Origin of the sequence: Pseudomonas tolaasii NCPPB 2192, from assembly GCF_002813445.1 — a bacterium.
GTDB classification, from domain to species: domain Bacteria; phylum Pseudomonadota; class Gammaproteobacteria; order Pseudomonadales; family Pseudomonadaceae; genus Aquipseudomonas; species Aquipseudomonas tolaasii.
In genome coordinates, this window is the sequence record NZ_PHHD01000001.1 from 2892021 (window position 1) to 2909472 (window position 17452).

Here is a 17452-nt window from a genome sequence, read left to right on the forward strand (position 1 = left end):
CCCGCGTGTTACGGGCGGTGATGAGTGACCGGCCACCGCGTGGATAGCGTGGCGGCTTACTGTAGAGACTAGCTGCAAGCGCCAAGGTTTAAAGTGTCTTGTCAGAAACCGCACCGGACGGCACTCTGGGACACTTGCGCGTCCCGGATTTCTGGTTGGAGATTGGCTGATGACTGATATCGATGCACGCTTGCGTGAGGATGTTCACCTGCTGGGTGAGCTGTTGGGCAACACCATTCGAGAGCAGTACGGCGATGAATTTCTCGACAAGATCGAGCAGATCCGCAAAGGCGCCAAGGCTGACCGCGGGGGCGCCGCCGACGAGTTGAGCGCCAGCCTCAACCAGTTGCAGGAAGATGAATTGCTGCCGGTGGCCCGGGCCTTCAACCAGTTTCTAAACCTGGCCAATATTGCCGAGCAGTACCAACTGATTCATCGCCGCGATGAGTCGCAACCGGCGCCGTTTGAATCCCGCGTACTCCCCGAGTTGCTGGCCCGTCTGCAAGGCGAAGGCCACAGCGATGAATCCCTGGCCCGTCAGTTGGCGCAGCTGGAGATTGAACTGGTCCTCACCGCCCACCCTACCGAAGTGGCGCGCCGCACCCTGATCCAGAAATACGATGCGATTGCCGCGCAATTGGCGCTGCAGGACCACCGCGACCTCACCACGGCCGAGCGCGAGCAGATCCGCGACCGCCTGCAGCGGCTGATCGCCGAGGCGTGGCACACCGAAGAAATCCGTCGCATCCGCCCAACGCCGGTGGACGAAGCCAAGTGGGGCTTTGCAGTGATTGAGCATTCACTGTGGCACGCCATTCCGAATTATTTGCGCAAGGCTGACCAGGCCCTGCACGCCGCCACCGGTTTGCGCTTGCCGCTGGAGGCAGCGCCGATTCGCTTCGCCTCGTGGATGGGCGGCGACCGTGACGGCAACCCGAACGTGACTGCCCCTGTGACCCGCGAAGTGCTGCTGCTGGCGCGCTGGATGGCGGCGGATTTGTACCTGCGCGATGTTGATCAACTGGCTTCCGAGCTGTCGATGCAACACGCCAGCCCGGCCTTGCAGGCCCGGGTCGGCGACAGCGTCGAGCCTTATCGTGCGTTGCTCAAGCAACTGCGTGAACGTCTGCGCGCCACCCGCCAATGGGCCCATACGTCGCTGACGGCCAGCACGCCGGCCTCGGCTGAAGTGTTGCAGGATAACCGCGAGCTGCTTGAGCCGCTTGAGCTGTGCTACCAGTCCCTGCACGACTGCGGCATGGGCGTCATCGCCGACGGCCCGCTGCTCGATTGCCTGCGCCGCGCCGTGACCTTCGGCTTGTTTTTGGTGCGCCTGGACGTGCGTCAGGACTCCAGCCGGCATTGCGCGGCCATGACCGAAATCACCGATTACCTGGGCCTGGGTCGCTATGAGGATTGGGACGAAGAAGCGCGCATCAGCTTCTTGACGCAGGAGCTGGAGAACCGGCGCCCGTTGCTGCCGGCGTATTTCGAACCGTCCGCCGACACGGCCGAGGTGTTGAACACTTGCAAGGAAATAGCGGCTGCGCCACAGGCCTCGTTGGGCTCGTATGTCATTTCCATGGCGGGCGCCGCATCCGACGTGCTGGCGGTGCAATTGCTGCTTAAAGAGTCGGGCGTGCAACGGCCGATGCGCGTGGTGCCGCTGTTCGAAACCCTGGCTGACCTGGACAATGCCGGGCCGGTGATGGAGCGCCTGCTGCAACTGCCGGGCTACCGCGCACGCCTGCAAGGCCCGCAGGAAGTGATGATCGGCTATTCGGACTCGGCCAAAGATGCCGGCACCACCGCCGCCGCCTGGGCGCAGTACCGGGCGCAGGAGCGTCTGGTGGACATCTGCCGCGAGCAGCAGGTCGAACTGCTGCTGTTCCACGGTCGCGGCGGCACCGTTGGCCGTGGCGGCGGCCCGGCCCACGCGGCCATCCTGTCGCAGCCGCCGGGTTCGGTGGCGGGGCGTTTCCGTACCACCGAGCAAGGCGAGATGATCCGCTTCAAATTCGGCCTGCCGGACATTGCCGAGCAAAACCTCAACCTTTATCTGGCTGCCGTGCTCGAAGCCACGTTGCTGCCACCTCCGCCACCCGAACCGGCGTGGCGTCATTTGATGGACGAGTTGGCCGCGGACGGCGTCAGCGCTTACCGCGCCGTGGTGCGCGAAAACCCGCAGTTTGTCGAGTATTTCCGCCAGTCCACACCCGAGCAGGAGTTGGGCCGTCTGCCATTGGGCAGCCGCCCGGCCAAGCGCCGTGCCGGTGGCATCGAAAGCCTGCGTGCCATTCCATGGATTTTCGGCTGGACCCAGACTCGCTTGATGTTGCCCGCCTGGCTCGGTTGGGAAGCCGCGTTGAGCAAGGCGCTGGAGCGCGGCGAAGGCGAGTTGCTGGGGCAGATGCGCGAGCAATGGCCGTTCTTCCGCACGCGCATCGATATGCTCGAAATGGTGCTGGCCAAGGCCGATGCCGACATTGCCCAGCTGTATGACGAACGCCTGGTGCAGCCCGACCTGCTGCCATTGGGTGCGCACTTACGCGACCTATTGTCGCAGGCGTGCAGCGTGGTGCTTGGCCTGACCGGCCAGTCGCAACTGCTGGCACATAGCCCGGACACGCTTGAGTTCATCCGCCTGCGCAACACCTACCTCGACCCGTTGCACCTGTTGCAGGCCGAGTTGCTGGCGCGCTCGCGCAAACAGGAAGCCGCGCAGGACAGCCCTCTGGAACAGGCGCTGCTGGTGTCCGTGGCCGGTATTGCCGCCGGTTTGCGCAACACTGGCTGAGGTTTTTCACGTGTTCTCAAAGGCTTGCGTATAAACAGCAGCGGCCGCCCTGAAAAGGGCGGTCGATGTTTGAGGGGGCAGGTGGCACTCAGGCTCACCCGGCTCGTGGCGCATGCCGGGGCCGGGTTGCTGCGACTTTCGGCGGCTTGTATGGACAGGGCCTGCTGTGTATCTTGATCAGCCTTTGGCCGTTTGATCGGCCTGGACCCTTTTTTACGAGATTTGCCCCCACGCGGCGAATCCGAGCGTCATCTCTATAAAAAATTGAGGAGCACATCGATGCGCGTCATTCTGCTGGGAGCTCCCGGGGCCGGTAAAGGTACTCAGGCAAAGTTCATCACTGAAAAATTCGGCATTCCACAAATCTCCACCGGCGACATGCTGCGCGCTGCTGTAAAGGCTGGCACCGAGCTGGGCCTGATCGCCAAGAGCGTGATGGACAGCGGTGGCCTGGTTTCCGATGACCTGATCATCAACCTGGTCAAGGAACGCATCAGCCAGGAAGACTGCAAGAATGGTTTCCTGTTCGACGGCTTCCCACGCACCATTCCCCAGGCGGAAGCCCTGGTGAAGGCCGGTGTAGAGCTGGACGCCGTGGTTGAAATCGCGGTTGAAGACGAAGAAATCGTTCAGCGTATCGCAGGCCGCCGCGTTCACGAGGCCTCGGGCCGCGTGTACCACACCGTCTACAACCCGCCAAAGGTTGAAGGCAAGGACGACGTCACCGGCGAAGACCTGGTGCAACGTAAAGACGACACCGAAGAAACCGTGCGTCATCGTTTGTCGGTCTACCATTCCCAGACCAAGCCGCTGGTGGATTTCTACCAGAAACTGTCCGCCGCCCAAGGCAAGCCGAAGTACAGCCACATTCCTGGCGTCGGCTCGGTAGAAGCGATCACCGCCAAAGTGCTGCAAGCACTGAGCTGATCGCAACGCCTGTTGCATGGATAACGGCCCGCTTGCGGGCCGTTGTTGTTTATACTGGCGCACTTTTTTTCGACCTGGACACCCGCACCGATGAGCACCCTGTTGGCCCTGGATACCGCGACTGAAGCTTGCTCCGTTGCCCTGCTGCACGACGGCAAGGTTACGAGCCACTACGAGGTGATCCCGCGCCTGCATGCGCAAAAGCTGTTGCCGATGATCAAGCAACTGCTTGAAGACGCGGGCACGACGTTGTCCGCCGTGGATGCCATCGCTTTCGGCCGTGGTCCCGGTGCCTTCACCGGTGTGCGTATCGCCATCGGCGTGGTACAGGGCCTGGCCTTCGCACTGGAGCGCCCGGTGTTGCCGGTTTCCAACCTGGCCGTGCTGGCCCAGCGCGCGCTGCGTGAGCATGGCGCTACGCAGGTGGCGGCGGCGATCGATGCGCGCATGGATGAAGTCTACTGGGGCTGCTACCGCGAAACTGCCGGCGAAATGCGCCTGGTGGGGGGGGAAGCGGTGCAGCCGCCGGAATCCTCTGTGCTGCCCGAGGATGTCAGCGGTGACTGGTTCGGTGCGGGCACCGGCTGGGGCTATGGCGAGCGCATCGGCGTGAAAGTGGTCGACCAGGACGCCGCTATGTTGCCCCATGCCGAAGACTTGCTGGCACTGGCACGCTTCGCTTTCGAGCGGGGTGAAGCCATCCCGGCTGATCAGGCAGCGCCGGTTTATTTGCGCGATAAAGTGGCGCAGACCAAGGCTGAGCGCGGGATTATTTGACGTCAAAAAGGTGGGCAATGTGGGGCAAAAATCTCCAATCGTCAGAATTTGCCCCTGTTTCTAAACCTTTTACAAATTATGTGTTCTAGTTATCACCAGAGCATTTGCGCGCACCGGATCGCGCCACTAAAATGCCATCACTGATACCGAGTTCGCATCCATGCGTATAGACGGCTTTTCCTCACAGTCCTACCCCATCAAGCGCAAGCCGCGTAAGGCGAACGTCACGGTAGACGATTCCGTTGAGGATTCGCCGGACTTCATTGAAGTCCAGTCCGAGGCACATGCCAACACTCAAGCGCGTATCAGCGGTTTTCCCGCCCGCCAGCAAGACATGGTCTTCCCCCGCTCCATGAGCAAAAGCGTCGCCACCGCCCTGGCCAGCTACCTGACCACCGCCGGTTTTGTCGAATGGGATATGGAAGTGCTGGGTCTCGACATCCATATCTGATGCGCCTGCCTTACTTTATCGGTTGCCCGTCCTGGAGTGAAAACGCCTGGCGCGAGTACCTGTACCCGGCTGATGCGCGTTCCGGCGATTACCTGTCGCTGTACTCCCAAGTCTTCAACGCCGTTGAAGGCAACACCACGTTTTATGCCCGCCCCGCGGCCGCCACGGTGCAGCGCTGGGCAGAAATCATGCCTGCAGATTTCCGCTTCACCGCCAAATTCCCCGGCGACATCAGCCATGGCGGCGACTTGCGCGAGCAATTGCCGGCAGCCGAAAGCTTTGTCGGCTTGATGAGCCCGCTGGGTGAGCGTGTTTCGCCGCTGTGGCTGCAACTGTCGGCGAACTTCTCGCCCCAGCGCCTCGCCGAACTGGCCGGTTTTATCGACGGTCTGGAACGCCCGTTAGCCGTGGAAGTGCGCCACCCGGAGTTTTTCGCCAAGGGTGATGCCGAGCGCAGGCTCAACCGCCTGCTGCGCGATCGCGGCGTCGAGCGGATTTGCCTGGACCCGCGCGCGTTGTTCAGTTGCACGTCCACGTCGGCGGCGGTGCTGCACGCCCAATCGAAAAAGCCCAAGGTACCGCCGCGCCCGGCTGCGTTGACCCGGTTTCCCCAGGTACGATTTATCGGCCACCCGGAGCTTGAGGCCAATGACCCGTTCCTGATTCCGTGGGTCGAGAAAATCGCAGTGTGGATTGAAGAGGGGCGCACCCCCTACATGTTCCTGCACACCTCGGATAACCGCCTGGCCGCGCAATTGGCATTACGCTTTCACGACAAACTGATGGCCCGTCTGCCAGGCTTACCGCCACTGCCGACCCTGCACCGAGAACCCGAAGCGGAGCAACTGGGGTTACTCTAAGGCTCCTTTTCCCGCCAGGAGTCAGTCATGGATGCCCAAACCCTTCGCGCTGAAAGCTTCAAGGCCCTGCATGAGCGTGATCGCGCGTTTGTGATGCCCAACCCGTGGGACGCCGGTTCCGCCGTCATGCTCGCCAGCCTGGGTTTTGAAGCGCTGGCCACTACCAGTGCCGGGTTTGCCTTCAGCCTGGCGCGTCCGGATGCGGAAGGCGCATTGTCGCTGGAAGACACACTGGGCAATGCTTCAGCGATTGTTCGCGCGACCGCATTGCCGGTGGCGGCTGACCTGGAAAACGGTTTCAGCGATACCCCCGAAGGCTGCGCCCAGACCCTCCTGCGCGCTGCTGCTACGGGCATCGTCGGCGGCTCCATCGAAGATGCTACGGGGATCTCGGCCGACCCGATCTACCCTTTCGACTTGTCGGTTGAACGCGTGGAAGCCGCCGTTGCCGCCGCGCGCAGCCTTCCGTTTCCGTTCATGCTCACGGCCCGTGCGGAAAACCTCCTGCATGGTCGCCTGGATTTGCCTGACACCCTCCGCCGCCTGCAAGCCTACGCCGAGGCAGGCGCCGACGTGCTCTATGCGCCAGGGTTGCGTACGGCTGAAGAAGTGCTGGCGGTGGTCAAGGCGGTCGCGCCCAAACCGGTGAATGTGTTGATGTCCGGCGGTTTGAATTTGAGCGTGGCGCAACTGAGCGAGATGGGCGTGCGGCGTATCAGCGTCGGCTCGGCGATGGCTTTGGCGGCGTATGGCGAGTTCTATCGGGCGGCACAGGAGGTGGCCGAATGGGGCACCTTCACGTTTACCGACCGCAAAATGCCGTTCAGCCAGGCCAACGGGTTTTTCAAGAACTGAGTCAGGCAGCCAGGCGCAGGTTGTTGAGAACCAGTGGGCGCGCCCAGTGGTAGTCGAAGTCCAGCGCCTTCTGCTGTGCCACCAATTCTTCGGTCGGGTACGGCACGGCCGCGGGTGGCAGCAGGTCCAGTTCGAACTCGGCAATCGGCAGGTGCAACGGGCGTGGTTCCGGCGCCGGGCCAGGCTCGGGCAGCGGCTGGCCGGCGTTCAACACAAGTGGGCGTACCCATTCGCTTTCGAAGGTTTGCTGGCGCTGTTGGGCGACGATCTCGTCCGCAGGAAACGGTGTCGGCGGTGGCGGCAGCAACTCGGTTTCGAATTCGGCGATCGGCAGGAACAACGGTTCAGGCGGGGCGATTTCCGTGTCTTTTACGTCGCACGCGCGCTGGGTGAGGATTTGCGACAACAAATCGGCGCCTTCGCTGGGCTCTACCGCCGGGTCCTTCGGTGCCGGCGCCTGGGCAGCGAGCGCTTGCGGCGTGTCGCCGAGCTGTTCGGCCAACGCACGGGCGAAGAAGTCCTGCCACACATGGCTCACCCCGGCCAGCGCTTGGGTATTGCGCAGGCCGTAGTGGTTGTGGGTCGGCAGTACACCGATGGTTAGGGGAAGAATGTCTGACATTTTTCTCGGTCGACGCTCAGCTCTGGCAAAATACCTGACTGTTGTTTTTATCGGCCGTTATGGGCCGATCCTTAATATTTTTGAGCGTAGTGATTGATGAGCGAGCAACCAGCGGCCAGCCGCATTCGGGTCGAGGCTTTGGCCGAAGGTTTCCAGGCGCGTGCCGAGCAATGGGCAGCCACGCTTGGCCTGCCTTTGCAGCTGGATGAGGCGGACTTTTCCCTGCAAGTCGGCGAACACGGCCTGCAGTTGCAGCAGCTTGGGCCTGACGCGCCGGGGCCGGTGCGCGTGGACTTTGTCGAAGGTGGCGCCGCCCATCGGCGACTGTATGGCGGTGGCAGCGGGCAGATGATTGCCAAGGCCGTCGGCATCGCCCAAGGCGTGCGCCCGCGAGTGCTGGATGCCACGGCAGGGCTGGGCAAGGATGCGTTCGTACTGGCCAGCCTGGGTTGCGACATGAGTTTGATCGAGCGCCAGCCGTTGATCGGCGCCTTGCTCGAAGACGGGCTGGCACGCGGCGCGGATGATTTTGAAGTGGCGCCGATCGTGGCGCGCATGAAGTTGCTCAAGGGCAATTCCATCGACGTGATGCTCAACTGGGAAGGGGAGCCGCCGCAGGTGATCTACCTGGACCCGATGTTCCCGCACCGTGAGAAAACGGCGCTGGTGAAGAAGGAAATGCGCCTGTTCCGGCCGCTGGTCGGTGATGACCCGGATGCCCCGGCACTGCTGGCGGCCGCTCTGGCGTTAGCCAGCCACCGCGTGGTGGTCAAGCGCCCGCGCAAGGCGCCGTGCATCGAGGGGCCCAAGCCGAGCCATGCGCTGGACGGCAAGTCCAGCCGGTATGACATCTATCCCAAGAAAGCCCTCAAGCCCTGAGTTTTTACTGGATTTAAGGGCCTTATCGCAGGCAAGCCAGCTCCCACATTGGAACGCGTTCCCCTGTGGGAGCCGGGCTTGCCCCCGATGGCTCCCGCCAAGGCAACACAAGCCTCAGGGCCGATAAGCCCGCATAAACAACCCCACCACCTCCCGCACATGCTCCTCGGCGGCTTCCTCGCTCAATTGCCCGCCACAGCCATACAGCAAGCAAAAATTCGCCGTGCCCTTGAGCAGGCAGAAAAAGTGCTCGGCCGCCGTAAACGGCTTGTCGATGCTCAGTGCGCCGCTCTGGTCGATCTTGCCGAGCAGGCGCTCCATGCCCTGCAGCATGCGCATCGGCCCCGCCTCAAAGAAGATCTGCGAGAGTTTCACGTCCTGATTGCCTGTGGTCATCATCAGGCGATGCAGGTTTACCGACTCCTCGCTGTTGATCAGCCGATGAAACCCGCGCCCGATGTTCAGCAGTACGGTCTTCACGGGCATGCCTTGGGGCAGCTCGAAATACATCACCGGCAACTGTTCTTCGCACTTGGCCACTACGGCGGCGGTGAACAGCGTTTCTTTGTCGGTGAAGTGGCTGTAGACGGTCAGTTTTGATACGCCGGCCTCAAGGGCCACGGCATCCATGCTGGTACTGGCGTAACCATTGCTCAAAAACAGGATTTTCGCTGCTTCGAGGATTGCCTGGCGTTTTGCCATGTCCTTGGGACGCCCGGGGCTGTTGGTGTTCACAGGATTGTCGGACATTTCCACCTTTAATACTGGACTGGTGAGTTTGGTATTAATAACATACCCGCCAGTATAATTATTCCTAGCTACATTTGCGAAAGGTCCTTCAGCATGCGCAGCACTTTCCTGCCCCTTGCGTTGCCTGTCAGCCTGATCTTCCTGTTGGCCGCCTGTGGCCATGAAGAAGCGGCCCAAACCTCCATTCGCCCGGCCATGGTGGTGCAACCCCAGCCATCGGCGCAGGCAATGGACAGCTACCCGGGCGAGGTTCGCGCGCGCTACGAGCCCGACCTGGCCTTTCGCATCGGTGGCAAAGTCAGCAAGCGCCTGGTGGAGGAGGGCGAGCGCGTCAAGGCCAACCAGCCGCTGGCGGAACTCGATCCCCAGGATGTGCGCCTGCAACTGGAAGCGACGCGCGCGCAGGTGGCTGCCGCCGAAGCCAACCTGAACCTGGTTCGTGCCGAACGTGACCGCTACAAGACGCTGATGGACCGTCAGATGGTCAGCCGTTCCCAGTACGACAATTCTGAAAACCTATACCGATCCGGCGAAGCGCGCCTCAAGCAGATCAAGGCCGAATTCGACGTGTCCAGCAACCAGGCCGGCTACGCGGTGTTGCGTGCGCCCCAGGACGGCGTGGTCGCCAAGCGCGCCGTGGAGGTCGGCCAGGTGGTGTCGGCTGGCCAGACCGTGTTTACCCTGGCCACCGATGGCGAGCGCGAAGTGCTGATCAGCCTGCCTGAACAGGGCTTCGGCCGTTTCAAGATCGGCCAGCCGGTGTCGGTGGAACTGTGGAGCCAGCCGGATCAGCGTTTCAGCGGGCGCATCCGCGAACTGTCGCCGGCCGCCGATCCAAAGTCGCGCACCTTCGCCGCCCGCGTGGCATTTACCGGCGGCAAAGTCCCGGCTGAACTGGGCCAGAGCGCGCGGGTTTTCATACAGGTGGACGGCGTAATTCCGCTGTCGGTGCCGCTCTCGGCCCTTAGTGCGGAGAACGGCGCTTCCTACGTCTGGCGCGTGCAGCCGGACAACACGCTTAAACGTACCCCGGTGCGGATCGGTGCCTTCGGTGAAAGAACCGTGCCGGTGCTGGAGGGCTTGAACCCCGAGGATTGGGTGATTGCGGCGGGTGTGCATGTGCTCCATGAGGGCCAGCAAGTGCGCCCAGTGGACCGTTCCAACCGACTGGTCAATCTGGCGGCGAACAAGGAGTAGTCCCCCATGGGTTTCAATCTTTCCGAATGGGCGCTGCGTAATCGCCAGATCGTACTGTTCCTGATGATCCTGCTGGCGGTGGTCGGCACCTTTTCCTACACCAAGCTGGGGCAAAGCGAAGACCCGCCGTTCACCTTCAAGGCCATGGTGATCAAGACCAATTGGCCGGGGGCCACGGCCCAGGAAGTTTCGCGTCAGGTCACCGAGCGCATCGAGAAAAAGCTGATGGAGACCGGCGACTACGAGCGCATTGTCTCCTTCTCGCGCCCCGGCGAATCCCAGGTCACCTTCATGGCCCGCGACTCGATGCACTCGGCGCAGATTCCGGACCTGTGGTACCAGGTGCGCAAGAAGATCAGCGACATCCGCCAGACCTTGCCGCCGGACATCCAGGGGCCGTTTTTCAACGATGAATTCGGCACCACCTTCGGCAATATCTACGCGCTGACCGGCGATGGTTTTGATTACGCGGTGCTCAAGGATTATGCCGACCGCATCCAGATTCAGCTGCAACGCGTAGCGGATGTGGGCAAGGTCGAGCTGCTTGGCCTGCAGGACGAGAAAATCTGGATCGAACTGTCCAACCTCAAACTGGCGACCCTCGGCTTGCCATTGGCGGCGGTGCAGCAAGCCCTGCAGGAACAGAACGCCGTCTCCACCGCAGGCTTCTTCGAAACTCCGACCGAACGCGTGCAACTGCGCGTGTCGGGCAACTTCAAGACCGTCGAAGAGATCCGCAACTTTCCGATTCGGGTGGGCGACCGCACGTTCCGTATCGGCGACGTCGCGGACATCCACCGCGGCTTCAACGACCCACCCGCGCCGCGCATGCGTTACATGGGCGCGGATGCGATTGGCCTTGCGGTGGCTATGCGTGACGGCGGCGACATTCTGGTGTTGGGCAAAGCCCTGGAAGGTGAATTCGCACGCCTGCAGAAGAACCTTCCGGCCGGCATGGAGCTGCGCAAGGTGTCGGACCAGCCGGCGGCGGTGAAAACCAGTGTCGGAGAATTTGTCCAGGTATTGGCTGAAGCGTTGGCCATTGTGCTGCTGGTGAGTTTCTTCTCCCTCGGTGTGCGCACCGGCATGGTAGTGGCCCTGGCGATTCCGCTGGTATTGGCGATGACCTTTGCCACCATGTATTACCTGGGCATCGGCCTGCACAAGATTTCTCTCGGCGCGCTGGTGCTGGCCCTGGGCCTACTGGTGGACGACGCAATCATCGCCGTGGAAATGATGGCGATCAAAATGGAGCAGGGTTACGACCGGCTCAAAGCCGCCAGCTTCGCATGGACCAGCACCGCATTCCCGATGCTCACCGGCACGCTGATCACCGCAGCGGGCTTCCTGCCGATTGCCACCGCGCAGTCGAGCACCGGCGAATACACCCGTTCGATTTTCCAGGTGGTGACCATCGCCTTGCTGGCGTCCTGGGTCGCCGCCGTGGTGTTTGTGCCCTACCTGGGGGAAAAACTCCTGCCGGACCTGGCGAAAATTCATGCAGCCAAACACGGTACTGATGGGCCTGATCCTTACGGCACGCCGTTCTACCAGCGCGTAAGACGTTTGGTCGAGTGGTGTGTGCGTCGTCGCAAAACCGTGATCGTGCTGACGCTGGTGCTGTTTATCGGCTCGGTGGCGCTGTTCCGGTTTGTGCCGCAACAGTTCTTCCCCGCTTCCGGGCGTCTGGAGTTGATGGTCGACCTGAAACTGGCTGAAGGTGCCTCGTTGAGCAATACCGCCGATCAGGTCAAGCGCCTGGAGGCCCTGCTCAAGGAACACGCGGGCATCGAAAATTACGTGGCTTATGTGGGCACCGGTTCACCGCGTTTCTACCTGCCGCTGGACCAGCAATTACCGGCGGCCAGCTTTGCGCAGTTTGTGGTGTTGGCGAAAACCATCGAGGAGCGCGAGAGCCTGCGCACCTGGCTGATTGAAACCCTGAACGAGCAATTCCCTGACTTGCGCTCGCGGGTCACGCGCCTGGAAAACGGCCCGCCCGTGGGGTACCCGGTGCAGTTCCGTGTGACGGGTGAGCACATTGAAGAAGTCCGCGCGTTGGCTCGGAAAGTGGCGACCAGGGTTCGCGAAAACTCCCACGTGGTCAATGTGCATCTGGACTGGGAAGAACCGAGCAAAATCGTCTACCTGAATATCGATCAGGACCGTGCCCGTGCGCTCGGCGTCAGCACCGCCAACCTGTCGAAATTCCTGCAAAGCTCACTCACCGGTTCCAGCGTCAGCCAGTACCGCGAAGACAACGAGTTGATCGAAATCCTGCTGCGCGGCACCGTGCATGAGCGTACGGAGCTGTCGCTGCTGCCAAGCCTGGCGGTGCCGACCGACAACGGTAAAAGTGTGGCGCTCTCGCAGATCGCCACCCTCGAGTACGGTTTCGAGGAGGGCATTATCTGGCACCGCAACCGCCTGCCGACCGTGACCATTCGCGCCGATATCTATGGCAAGGAACAACCGGCGACCCTGGTGCAACAGATCCTGCCGACGCTTGAAGGCGTGCGCGCAGAACTGCCGGACGGCTACCTGCTTGAAGTGGGCGGCACGGTGGAAGATTCCGCCCGTGGCCAGAATTCGGTAAAGGCCGGTGTGCCGTTGTTCATCGTGGTGGTGTTGACCCTGCTGATGCTGCAATTGCGCAGTTTCTCGCGCACTGCGATGGTGTTTCTGACGGCGCCGCTGGGCTTGATCGGCGTGACGCTGTTCCTGCTGGTATTCCGTCAGCCCTTTGGTTTTGTGGCCATGCTGGGGACTATCGCGCTTTCAGGGATGATCATGCGTAATTCGGTGATCCTGGTGGACCAGATTGAACAGGACATCAAGGCAGGTTTGGCGCCTTGGCAGGCGATTATCGAGGCCACCGTACGACGCTTTCGGCCGATCGTGCTGACGGCCCTGGCGGCGGTGCTGGCCATGATCCCCTTGTCGCGCAGCGTGTTCTTCGGGCCGATGGCGGTCGCGATCATGGGCGGGTTGATTGTGGCGACGGCGTTGACGCTGCTGTTTTTGCCGGCACTGTACGCTGCCTGGTTCCGGGTCAGGAAGGACGCCGCGTAATCGCGCCACGCAGCGTTTCAACACGACCCTGTGTTACCACGCCCCGGTTGGGGCGTGAGGCCGGGCCAGACTTACATGCTGATGCAAACCTCATCAGCGCGCGCGGAACGTTCTCTTTTTTCGCTCCACTCAGAATTGCCTGATGGACAGGCACACGGTTCGGCTTCGCCAGCAGGCGGCCGAACCTAATTCAATGAGTGTATGGAGTGATGTATGTGTTTGTTGAACACCATTAATGCGTTCAAGGGTTTTCTGGGGGCTTTGTTGGGTGGTCACCACACCCATGATCGGGGGCCCGCGCAGGGCGCTGGGCAGAAGCCCGGGCATACCCATCTGTCGTATACCTCTGCATCCCGGCCGACCTTTGGCCATGCTGTGCCCCAGCGGCCAGGCCACGGCCACAACCATCCTTACCCGGTGTGCGAGTTTCCGCAGCCCGACAGGCCTGTGCGCCCACTGGCTTCGCTGGGGTGATGAACGGGTAACGTAGGACAACTGCGCCAAAATCCTGGAGAGACGATTTTGGCGCAGTGCTTGAGGAGGGGGAGGACGCTTACAGCGCGCCAAACACCTTCTTCGCCAGGCTGGTGGCTGCCGCTGCCGGGTTCTTGCGAATGGTTTCTTCCTGTTGCGCGATCATCTTGAACAGGCCATCCAGCGCCTGCTCGGTCACGTAGCTTTCCACGTTGGCGCTCTTGGCATCCACCGCGCCGAATGCCGCGGCCTTGCCGGCCAGTGCGTTGTACTGCTGGGCGACGCCGACCTTGTCGGTGGCGGCCTTGACGATCGGCAGGAACTTGGCACGGATTTGGTCGCGGCTGCTTTTGTTCAGGTATTGAGTGGCCGAATCCTGACCCCCGCTGAGAATGCCCTTGGCGTCGGTCACGCTCATGTTTTTCACCGCATTGACCAAAATCGGCTGAGCCTGGGTCACGGCCGATTCCGCTGCCTTGTTCATGCTGGTTTCCAGTTGCGTGACCTGGTCGCCCATGCCGAACATTTTCAGCTTGTCAGCCACTTTGCCCAGCTTGCCGGGCAGGCCGATCTTCACCTCAGGGTTATTGCTGAAGCCACCGGGCACGCCCAGTTGTTTCACGGCGATCTGTGCGCCCTGGGTCAGTGCGTCCTTCAGGCCGCCGGAGGCGTCACCCTGGGACAGGCTGCCGAGGTCCAGGGCCATGGCGTTGGCGCCGAGCAGCAGGCCGGCGCACAGGGTGGTGAGGCGAAGGGCAGTCAGGCGAAAAGAGTTACGCAGCATGGGGGCTTCCTTGATAGTCGAATTCAGTGGGCGACGGCATCAACACGCAGGCGCAGCGGTTGCGGGTCCGGGCCGTTGAGTTGCACAGCGTGCCGCTCGGTGGTGATAAACAGTAGCTTGCCGTCCAGCTCGATGCGAGCACTCACCGAGTACGTGTGGCCGGGTTTGACCTGGGCCGGGTCGTAGCTCAGGTGAAACGGCAGCGGCACCTGGCCTTTGACCGGGCCTTTCTGTTCGGCGAGGGTTACGGCTGGCGCGTCCATCAGGGATACGTCTTGCAGGCTGACGCTCAAGGTGGCGGCGGGCGGCAGGGCAATACGCTGCAGGTAGAACACTTCGCCGTCGAGGCTGGCCTTCGGGGTGGGGCTCATCGATTGGCAGGCTCCGAGCAGGGCAGTCAGGCCCAGGAGAATGATTTTTTTCATGGTACAGCTCCTTTTCAACGGCGCCGGCATCCAACCGGCGCCTTTTTAAATCTAGCGGCTTTCTTCCGGTTTGACCGGCTCGGGCTCCGCCGGCGCTTCAGCTGCGCCATCGACGCGGTGCAGTGCGACCTGGCGAATCGACAGCCGGATATCGGCCGGCAACACGCGTTTGGCGGCCCCTTCGGCCAGTTCGCCGAGCAGGTCGTGGTAGCTCAACTTGCCGGCTTCGTCGCGACGCAGCACATCTTCTTCCAGCAACGTCTGGATAAAATGTCGGAAAAGGCTTTTATCGAAAAACTCCGGCGCATTGAGGCCATGCAGAATCGACAGGCGCTGGGCCATGATCGTGCACAGGTCTTCCAGTTCCTCGGCGCTGATGCTGTTCTGGCCGCTGTTGAGCAGCAGCGAAATTGCCATGTAGAAACGTTGCAGGGTCTGGGCGATGCTTTTGGACAGCAGCGTCAGCAGCACGAAGTGTCGCGAACTCGGCGCCGGGCGCAGGTACACCTCGTTTTCGAAGCGCAGCAGGCCCTGCTCCACAAAGGCTTCCAGCCACTGGTCGACCACGGCGTCCAGCTCGTCCAGTGACCAGCGGATAAACAACTCCGATTGCAGGTACGGGTACAGCGCGCGGGTGAAACGCAGGATCTGTTCGCGGCTCATGCGCGAGCTGCTCTGGAAGAAGCTGGCGAGCAACGCGGGCAGGGCGAAAATGTGCAGCACGTTGTTGCGGTAGTAGGTCATCAGGACGGCATTTTGCTCGTCCAGATAGACGATTTTGCCCAGGGCATCGCTTTGCTCCGAGAGCAGGTCCATATCTTTGACGTGCTTGATCAGCGCCAGGCCATCGCCTTCCGGCAAGGTGGTATGGGGCGAGTAGGGCACGCGGCGCAGCAGCGCCAGGTACAGGTCGAGCTGACGTGCCATGGCCTGTTCGTCCAGAGCCAGGCGCGTGGTCGACAGCAACGCCAGGGCCACCAGGTTCACCGGGTTTACGGCCGCGGCTTCGTTCAAGTGGCGCGCCACCTGCTCGCCGAGACGGTTGGTGGTTTCGTTGAGCCAGGCCGGTTTGTAGTTCGGGCCCAGTTCCTGGGCACGCCAGTCCGGCTGCTCGGCGTCGAGGAACTCGGCCAGCTTGATCGGCTCACCGAAGTTGACGGCTACCTGGCCAAAGCGCTGCTTGAGTGCGCCGACCACTTTGAAAATGTCGAAAATCGACTCTTTCTTCTTGCTCGCGCCGCGCAGCTCGCCGAGGTAGGTGCGGCCTTCGAGCACGCGCTCATAGCCGATGTACACCGGCACAAATACGATGGGCATACGCGAGGAGCGCAGGAAACTGCGCAGAGTGATCGCCAGCATCCCGGTTTTCGGCTGCAGCATGCGCCCGGTACGCGAACGGCCGCCTTCCACGAAGTACTCCACCGGAAAGCCCTTGGTGAAGAGGGTGTGCAGGTATTCGTTGAACACCGAGGTGTACAGCGGGTTGCCCTTGAAGGTGCGGCGCATGAAAAACGCTCCGCCACGACGCAGCAGGCTGCCGATCACCGGCATGTTCAGGTTGATCCCGGCGGCGATGTGCGGCGGGGTCAGGCCGTTTTTGAACAGCAGGTAAGACAGCAACAGGTAGTCGATGTGGCTGCGGTGGCAAGGGACGTAGATCACCTCGTAACCCTGGGCAACCTTTTGCACACCTTCGATGTTATTGACCTTGATGCCGTCGTAGATCTTGTTCCAGAACCAGCTCAGCACCACCTCCAGGAAGCGGATCGCGGTATAGGTGTAGTCCGAGGCGATTTCGTTTCCGTAGCGCAGGGCCTGGGCCTTGGCTTTTTCCGGGGAGATTTTTTCCCGTTCGGCTTCGTCCGCAATCGCCTGGCGCACCAGCGGCATGTTGACCAGGCCCTTCACCAGGTTGCGACGGTGGGACAGGTCGGGGCCGATCACGGCGGTTTTCAGGTTACGAAAGTGCACACGCAGGATGCGCTGGGCCATGCGCACGGTACGTTCGTGCCCTTTATTGTGCTCGATCAATTCACGCAGGTTGATAGGCGCAGAGAATTGCACACGGGTCTTGCGGCCCAGGATCAGGATGCTCAACAACCGGCGCAGGCGCCCGGTCACGGCCCAGCTGTCGGCAAACAGCAGTTTCCACGGGCTGGACTCGCTCTCCGGTGACTGGCCCCAGAACACACTGACCGGAATGATTTGTGCATTCTCTTCGGCGTGTTCGCTGAGGGTGTTGACCAGCCGGGTCAGGGTCGGCGGCGCGCCGCGCTTGTCCTGGCGGCCGAGCCAATCCGGTTCCGGCGTGAGGTAGAAGAATGCCGCAGGTTCCAGCAACGGGCCCACCGACACCGGCAGCACCGGCCGCGGCAGGCCGGCCTTGGTGCATTCCTTGTCGACCACCGCCAATTCGGTGAGGGAAGGCGATTGCAGGACGTAGAACACCGGCCGGCTGCGGTCCAGGTTAAGGGTTAGGGACGACTGGTTGATCGTCTCTGAGCGAACCCAGAGGTACAACAGCCGACGCAAGGTGCCAAACACCAGACGGCGGAACGGGGAGCGGGTCATAGGCGTGCTGC

The 17452-nt window shown here is 61.9% G+C and carries 14 protein-coding genes; 9 read left to right on the top strand and 5 right to left on the bottom strand.

Annotated features, from left to right (window positions below; genetic code table 11):
• Positions 1 to 169: 169 nt before the first annotated feature.
• The 6 genes from ppc (at position 170) to ATI14_RS13440 (ending at position 6667) form a co-directional block, all read left to right on the top strand.
• Positions 170 to 2797 carry a phosphoenolpyruvate carboxylase gene (gene ppc / locus ATI14_RS13415; RefSeq protein WP_080520416.1) on the top strand — a complete coding sequence of 876 codons (2628 nt, stop codon included), beginning with the start codon at positions 170 to 172 and terminating at the stop codon, positions 2795 to 2797.
• A gap of 279 nt (positions 2798 to 3076) precedes the next feature.
• A complete protein-coding gene (gene adk, locus ATI14_RS13420) occupies positions 3077 to 3724 on the top strand; it encodes an adenylate kinase (RefSeq protein WP_010212617.1) in 648 nt (215 codons plus the stop codon).
• Between the two features lie 90 nt (positions 3725 to 3814).
• Positions 3815 to 4501 carry a tRNA (adenosine(37)-N6)-threonylcarbamoyltransferase complex dimerization subunit type 1 TsaB gene (gene tsaB, locus ATI14_RS13425; protein WP_080520415.1) on the top strand — a complete coding sequence of 229 codons (687 nt, stop codon included), beginning with the start codon at positions 3815 to 3817 and terminating at the stop codon, positions 4499 to 4501.
• Positions 4502 to 4661: 160 nt separating this feature from the next.
• Entirely contained in the window at positions 4662 to 4952 is a 291-nt protein-coding gene (locus ATI14_RS13430; RefSeq protein ID WP_016974378.1) for a hypothetical protein, read from the top strand.
• The gene (locus ATI14_RS13435) at positions 4952 to 5812 is read left to right on the top strand and encodes a DUF72 domain-containing protein (RefSeq protein ID WP_016974379.1); all 861 of its coding nucleotides are present in this window, start codon (positions 4952 to 4954) and stop codon (positions 5810 to 5812) included. The genes ATI14_RS13430 and ATI14_RS13435 overlap by 1 nt, the downstream gene beginning before the upstream one ends.
• Before the next feature lie 27 nt (positions 5813 to 5839).
• Entirely contained in the window at positions 5840 to 6667 is an 828-nt protein-coding gene (locus ATI14_RS13440) for an isocitrate lyase/PEP mutase family protein (protein ID WP_080520414.1), read from the top strand.
• Between the two features lies 1 nt (position 6668).
• On the opposite strand, the gene ATI14_RS13445 is transcribed toward ATI14_RS13440, so the two are convergent.
• A complete protein-coding gene (locus tag ATI14_RS13445; RefSeq protein WP_016974381.1) occupies positions 6669 to 7289 on the bottom strand; it encodes a hypothetical protein in 621 nt (206 codons plus the stop codon).
• A 96-nt stretch (positions 7290 to 7385) separates the two neighbouring features.
• Here ATI14_RS13445 and ATI14_RS13450 point away from each other — a divergent pair, with 96 nt between their 5' ends.
• Positions 7386 to 8168 carry a class I SAM-dependent methyltransferase gene (locus ATI14_RS13450; protein ID WP_016974382.1) on the top strand — a complete coding sequence of 261 codons (783 nt, stop codon included), beginning with the start codon at positions 7386 to 7388 and terminating at the stop codon, positions 8166 to 8168.
• Between the two features lie 114 nt (positions 8169 to 8282).
• Here the strand turns inward: ATI14_RS13450 and ATI14_RS13455 are convergent, their stop codons facing one another.
• Positions 8283 to 8918, bottom strand: a complete 636-nt coding sequence (locus ATI14_RS13455) for a TetR/AcrR family transcriptional regulator (protein ID WP_016974383.1) — start codon at positions 8916 to 8918, stop codon at positions 8283 to 8285.
• Positions 8919 to 9011: 93 nt separating this feature from the next.
• On the opposite strand from ATI14_RS13455, the gene ATI14_RS13460 reads away from it, so the two are divergent.
• Together ATI14_RS13460 and ATI14_RS13465 are read left to right on the top strand one after the other, a co-directional pair.
• A complete protein-coding gene (locus ATI14_RS13460; protein WP_016974384.1) occupies positions 9012 to 10115 on the top strand; it encodes an efflux RND transporter periplasmic adaptor subunit in 1104 nt (367 codons plus the stop codon).
• A gap of 6 nt (positions 10116 to 10121) precedes the next feature.
• Positions 10122 to 13187, top strand: a complete 3066-nt coding sequence (locus tag ATI14_RS13465) for an efflux RND transporter permease subunit (RefSeq protein WP_016974385.1) — start codon at positions 10122 to 10124, stop codon at positions 13185 to 13187.
• A 553-nt stretch (positions 13188 to 13740) separates the two neighbouring features.
• On the opposite strand, the gene ATI14_RS13470 is transcribed toward ATI14_RS13465, so the two are convergent.
• The 3 genes from ATI14_RS13470 to plsB are packed head-to-tail and all read right to left on the bottom strand — an operon-like array spanning position 13741 to position 17441.
• Entirely contained in the window at positions 13741 to 14445 is a 705-nt protein-coding gene (locus ATI14_RS13470) for a DUF4197 domain-containing protein (RefSeq protein ID WP_017254875.1), read from the bottom strand.
• Between the two features lie 23 nt (positions 14446 to 14468).
• A complete protein-coding gene (locus ATI14_RS13475; protein ID WP_080520413.1) occupies positions 14469 to 14870 on the bottom strand; it encodes a YbaY family lipoprotein in 402 nt (133 codons plus the stop codon).
• Between the two features lie 51 nt (positions 14871 to 14921).
• Positions 14922 to 17441: a glycerol-3-phosphate 1-O-acyltransferase PlsB gene (plsB, locus tag ATI14_RS13480; protein ID WP_016974388.1), complete on the bottom strand. Its 2520-nt coding sequence runs from the start codon at positions 17439 to 17441 to the stop codon at positions 14922 to 14924.
• Between the last annotated feature and the right edge of the window lie 11 nt (positions 17442 to 17452).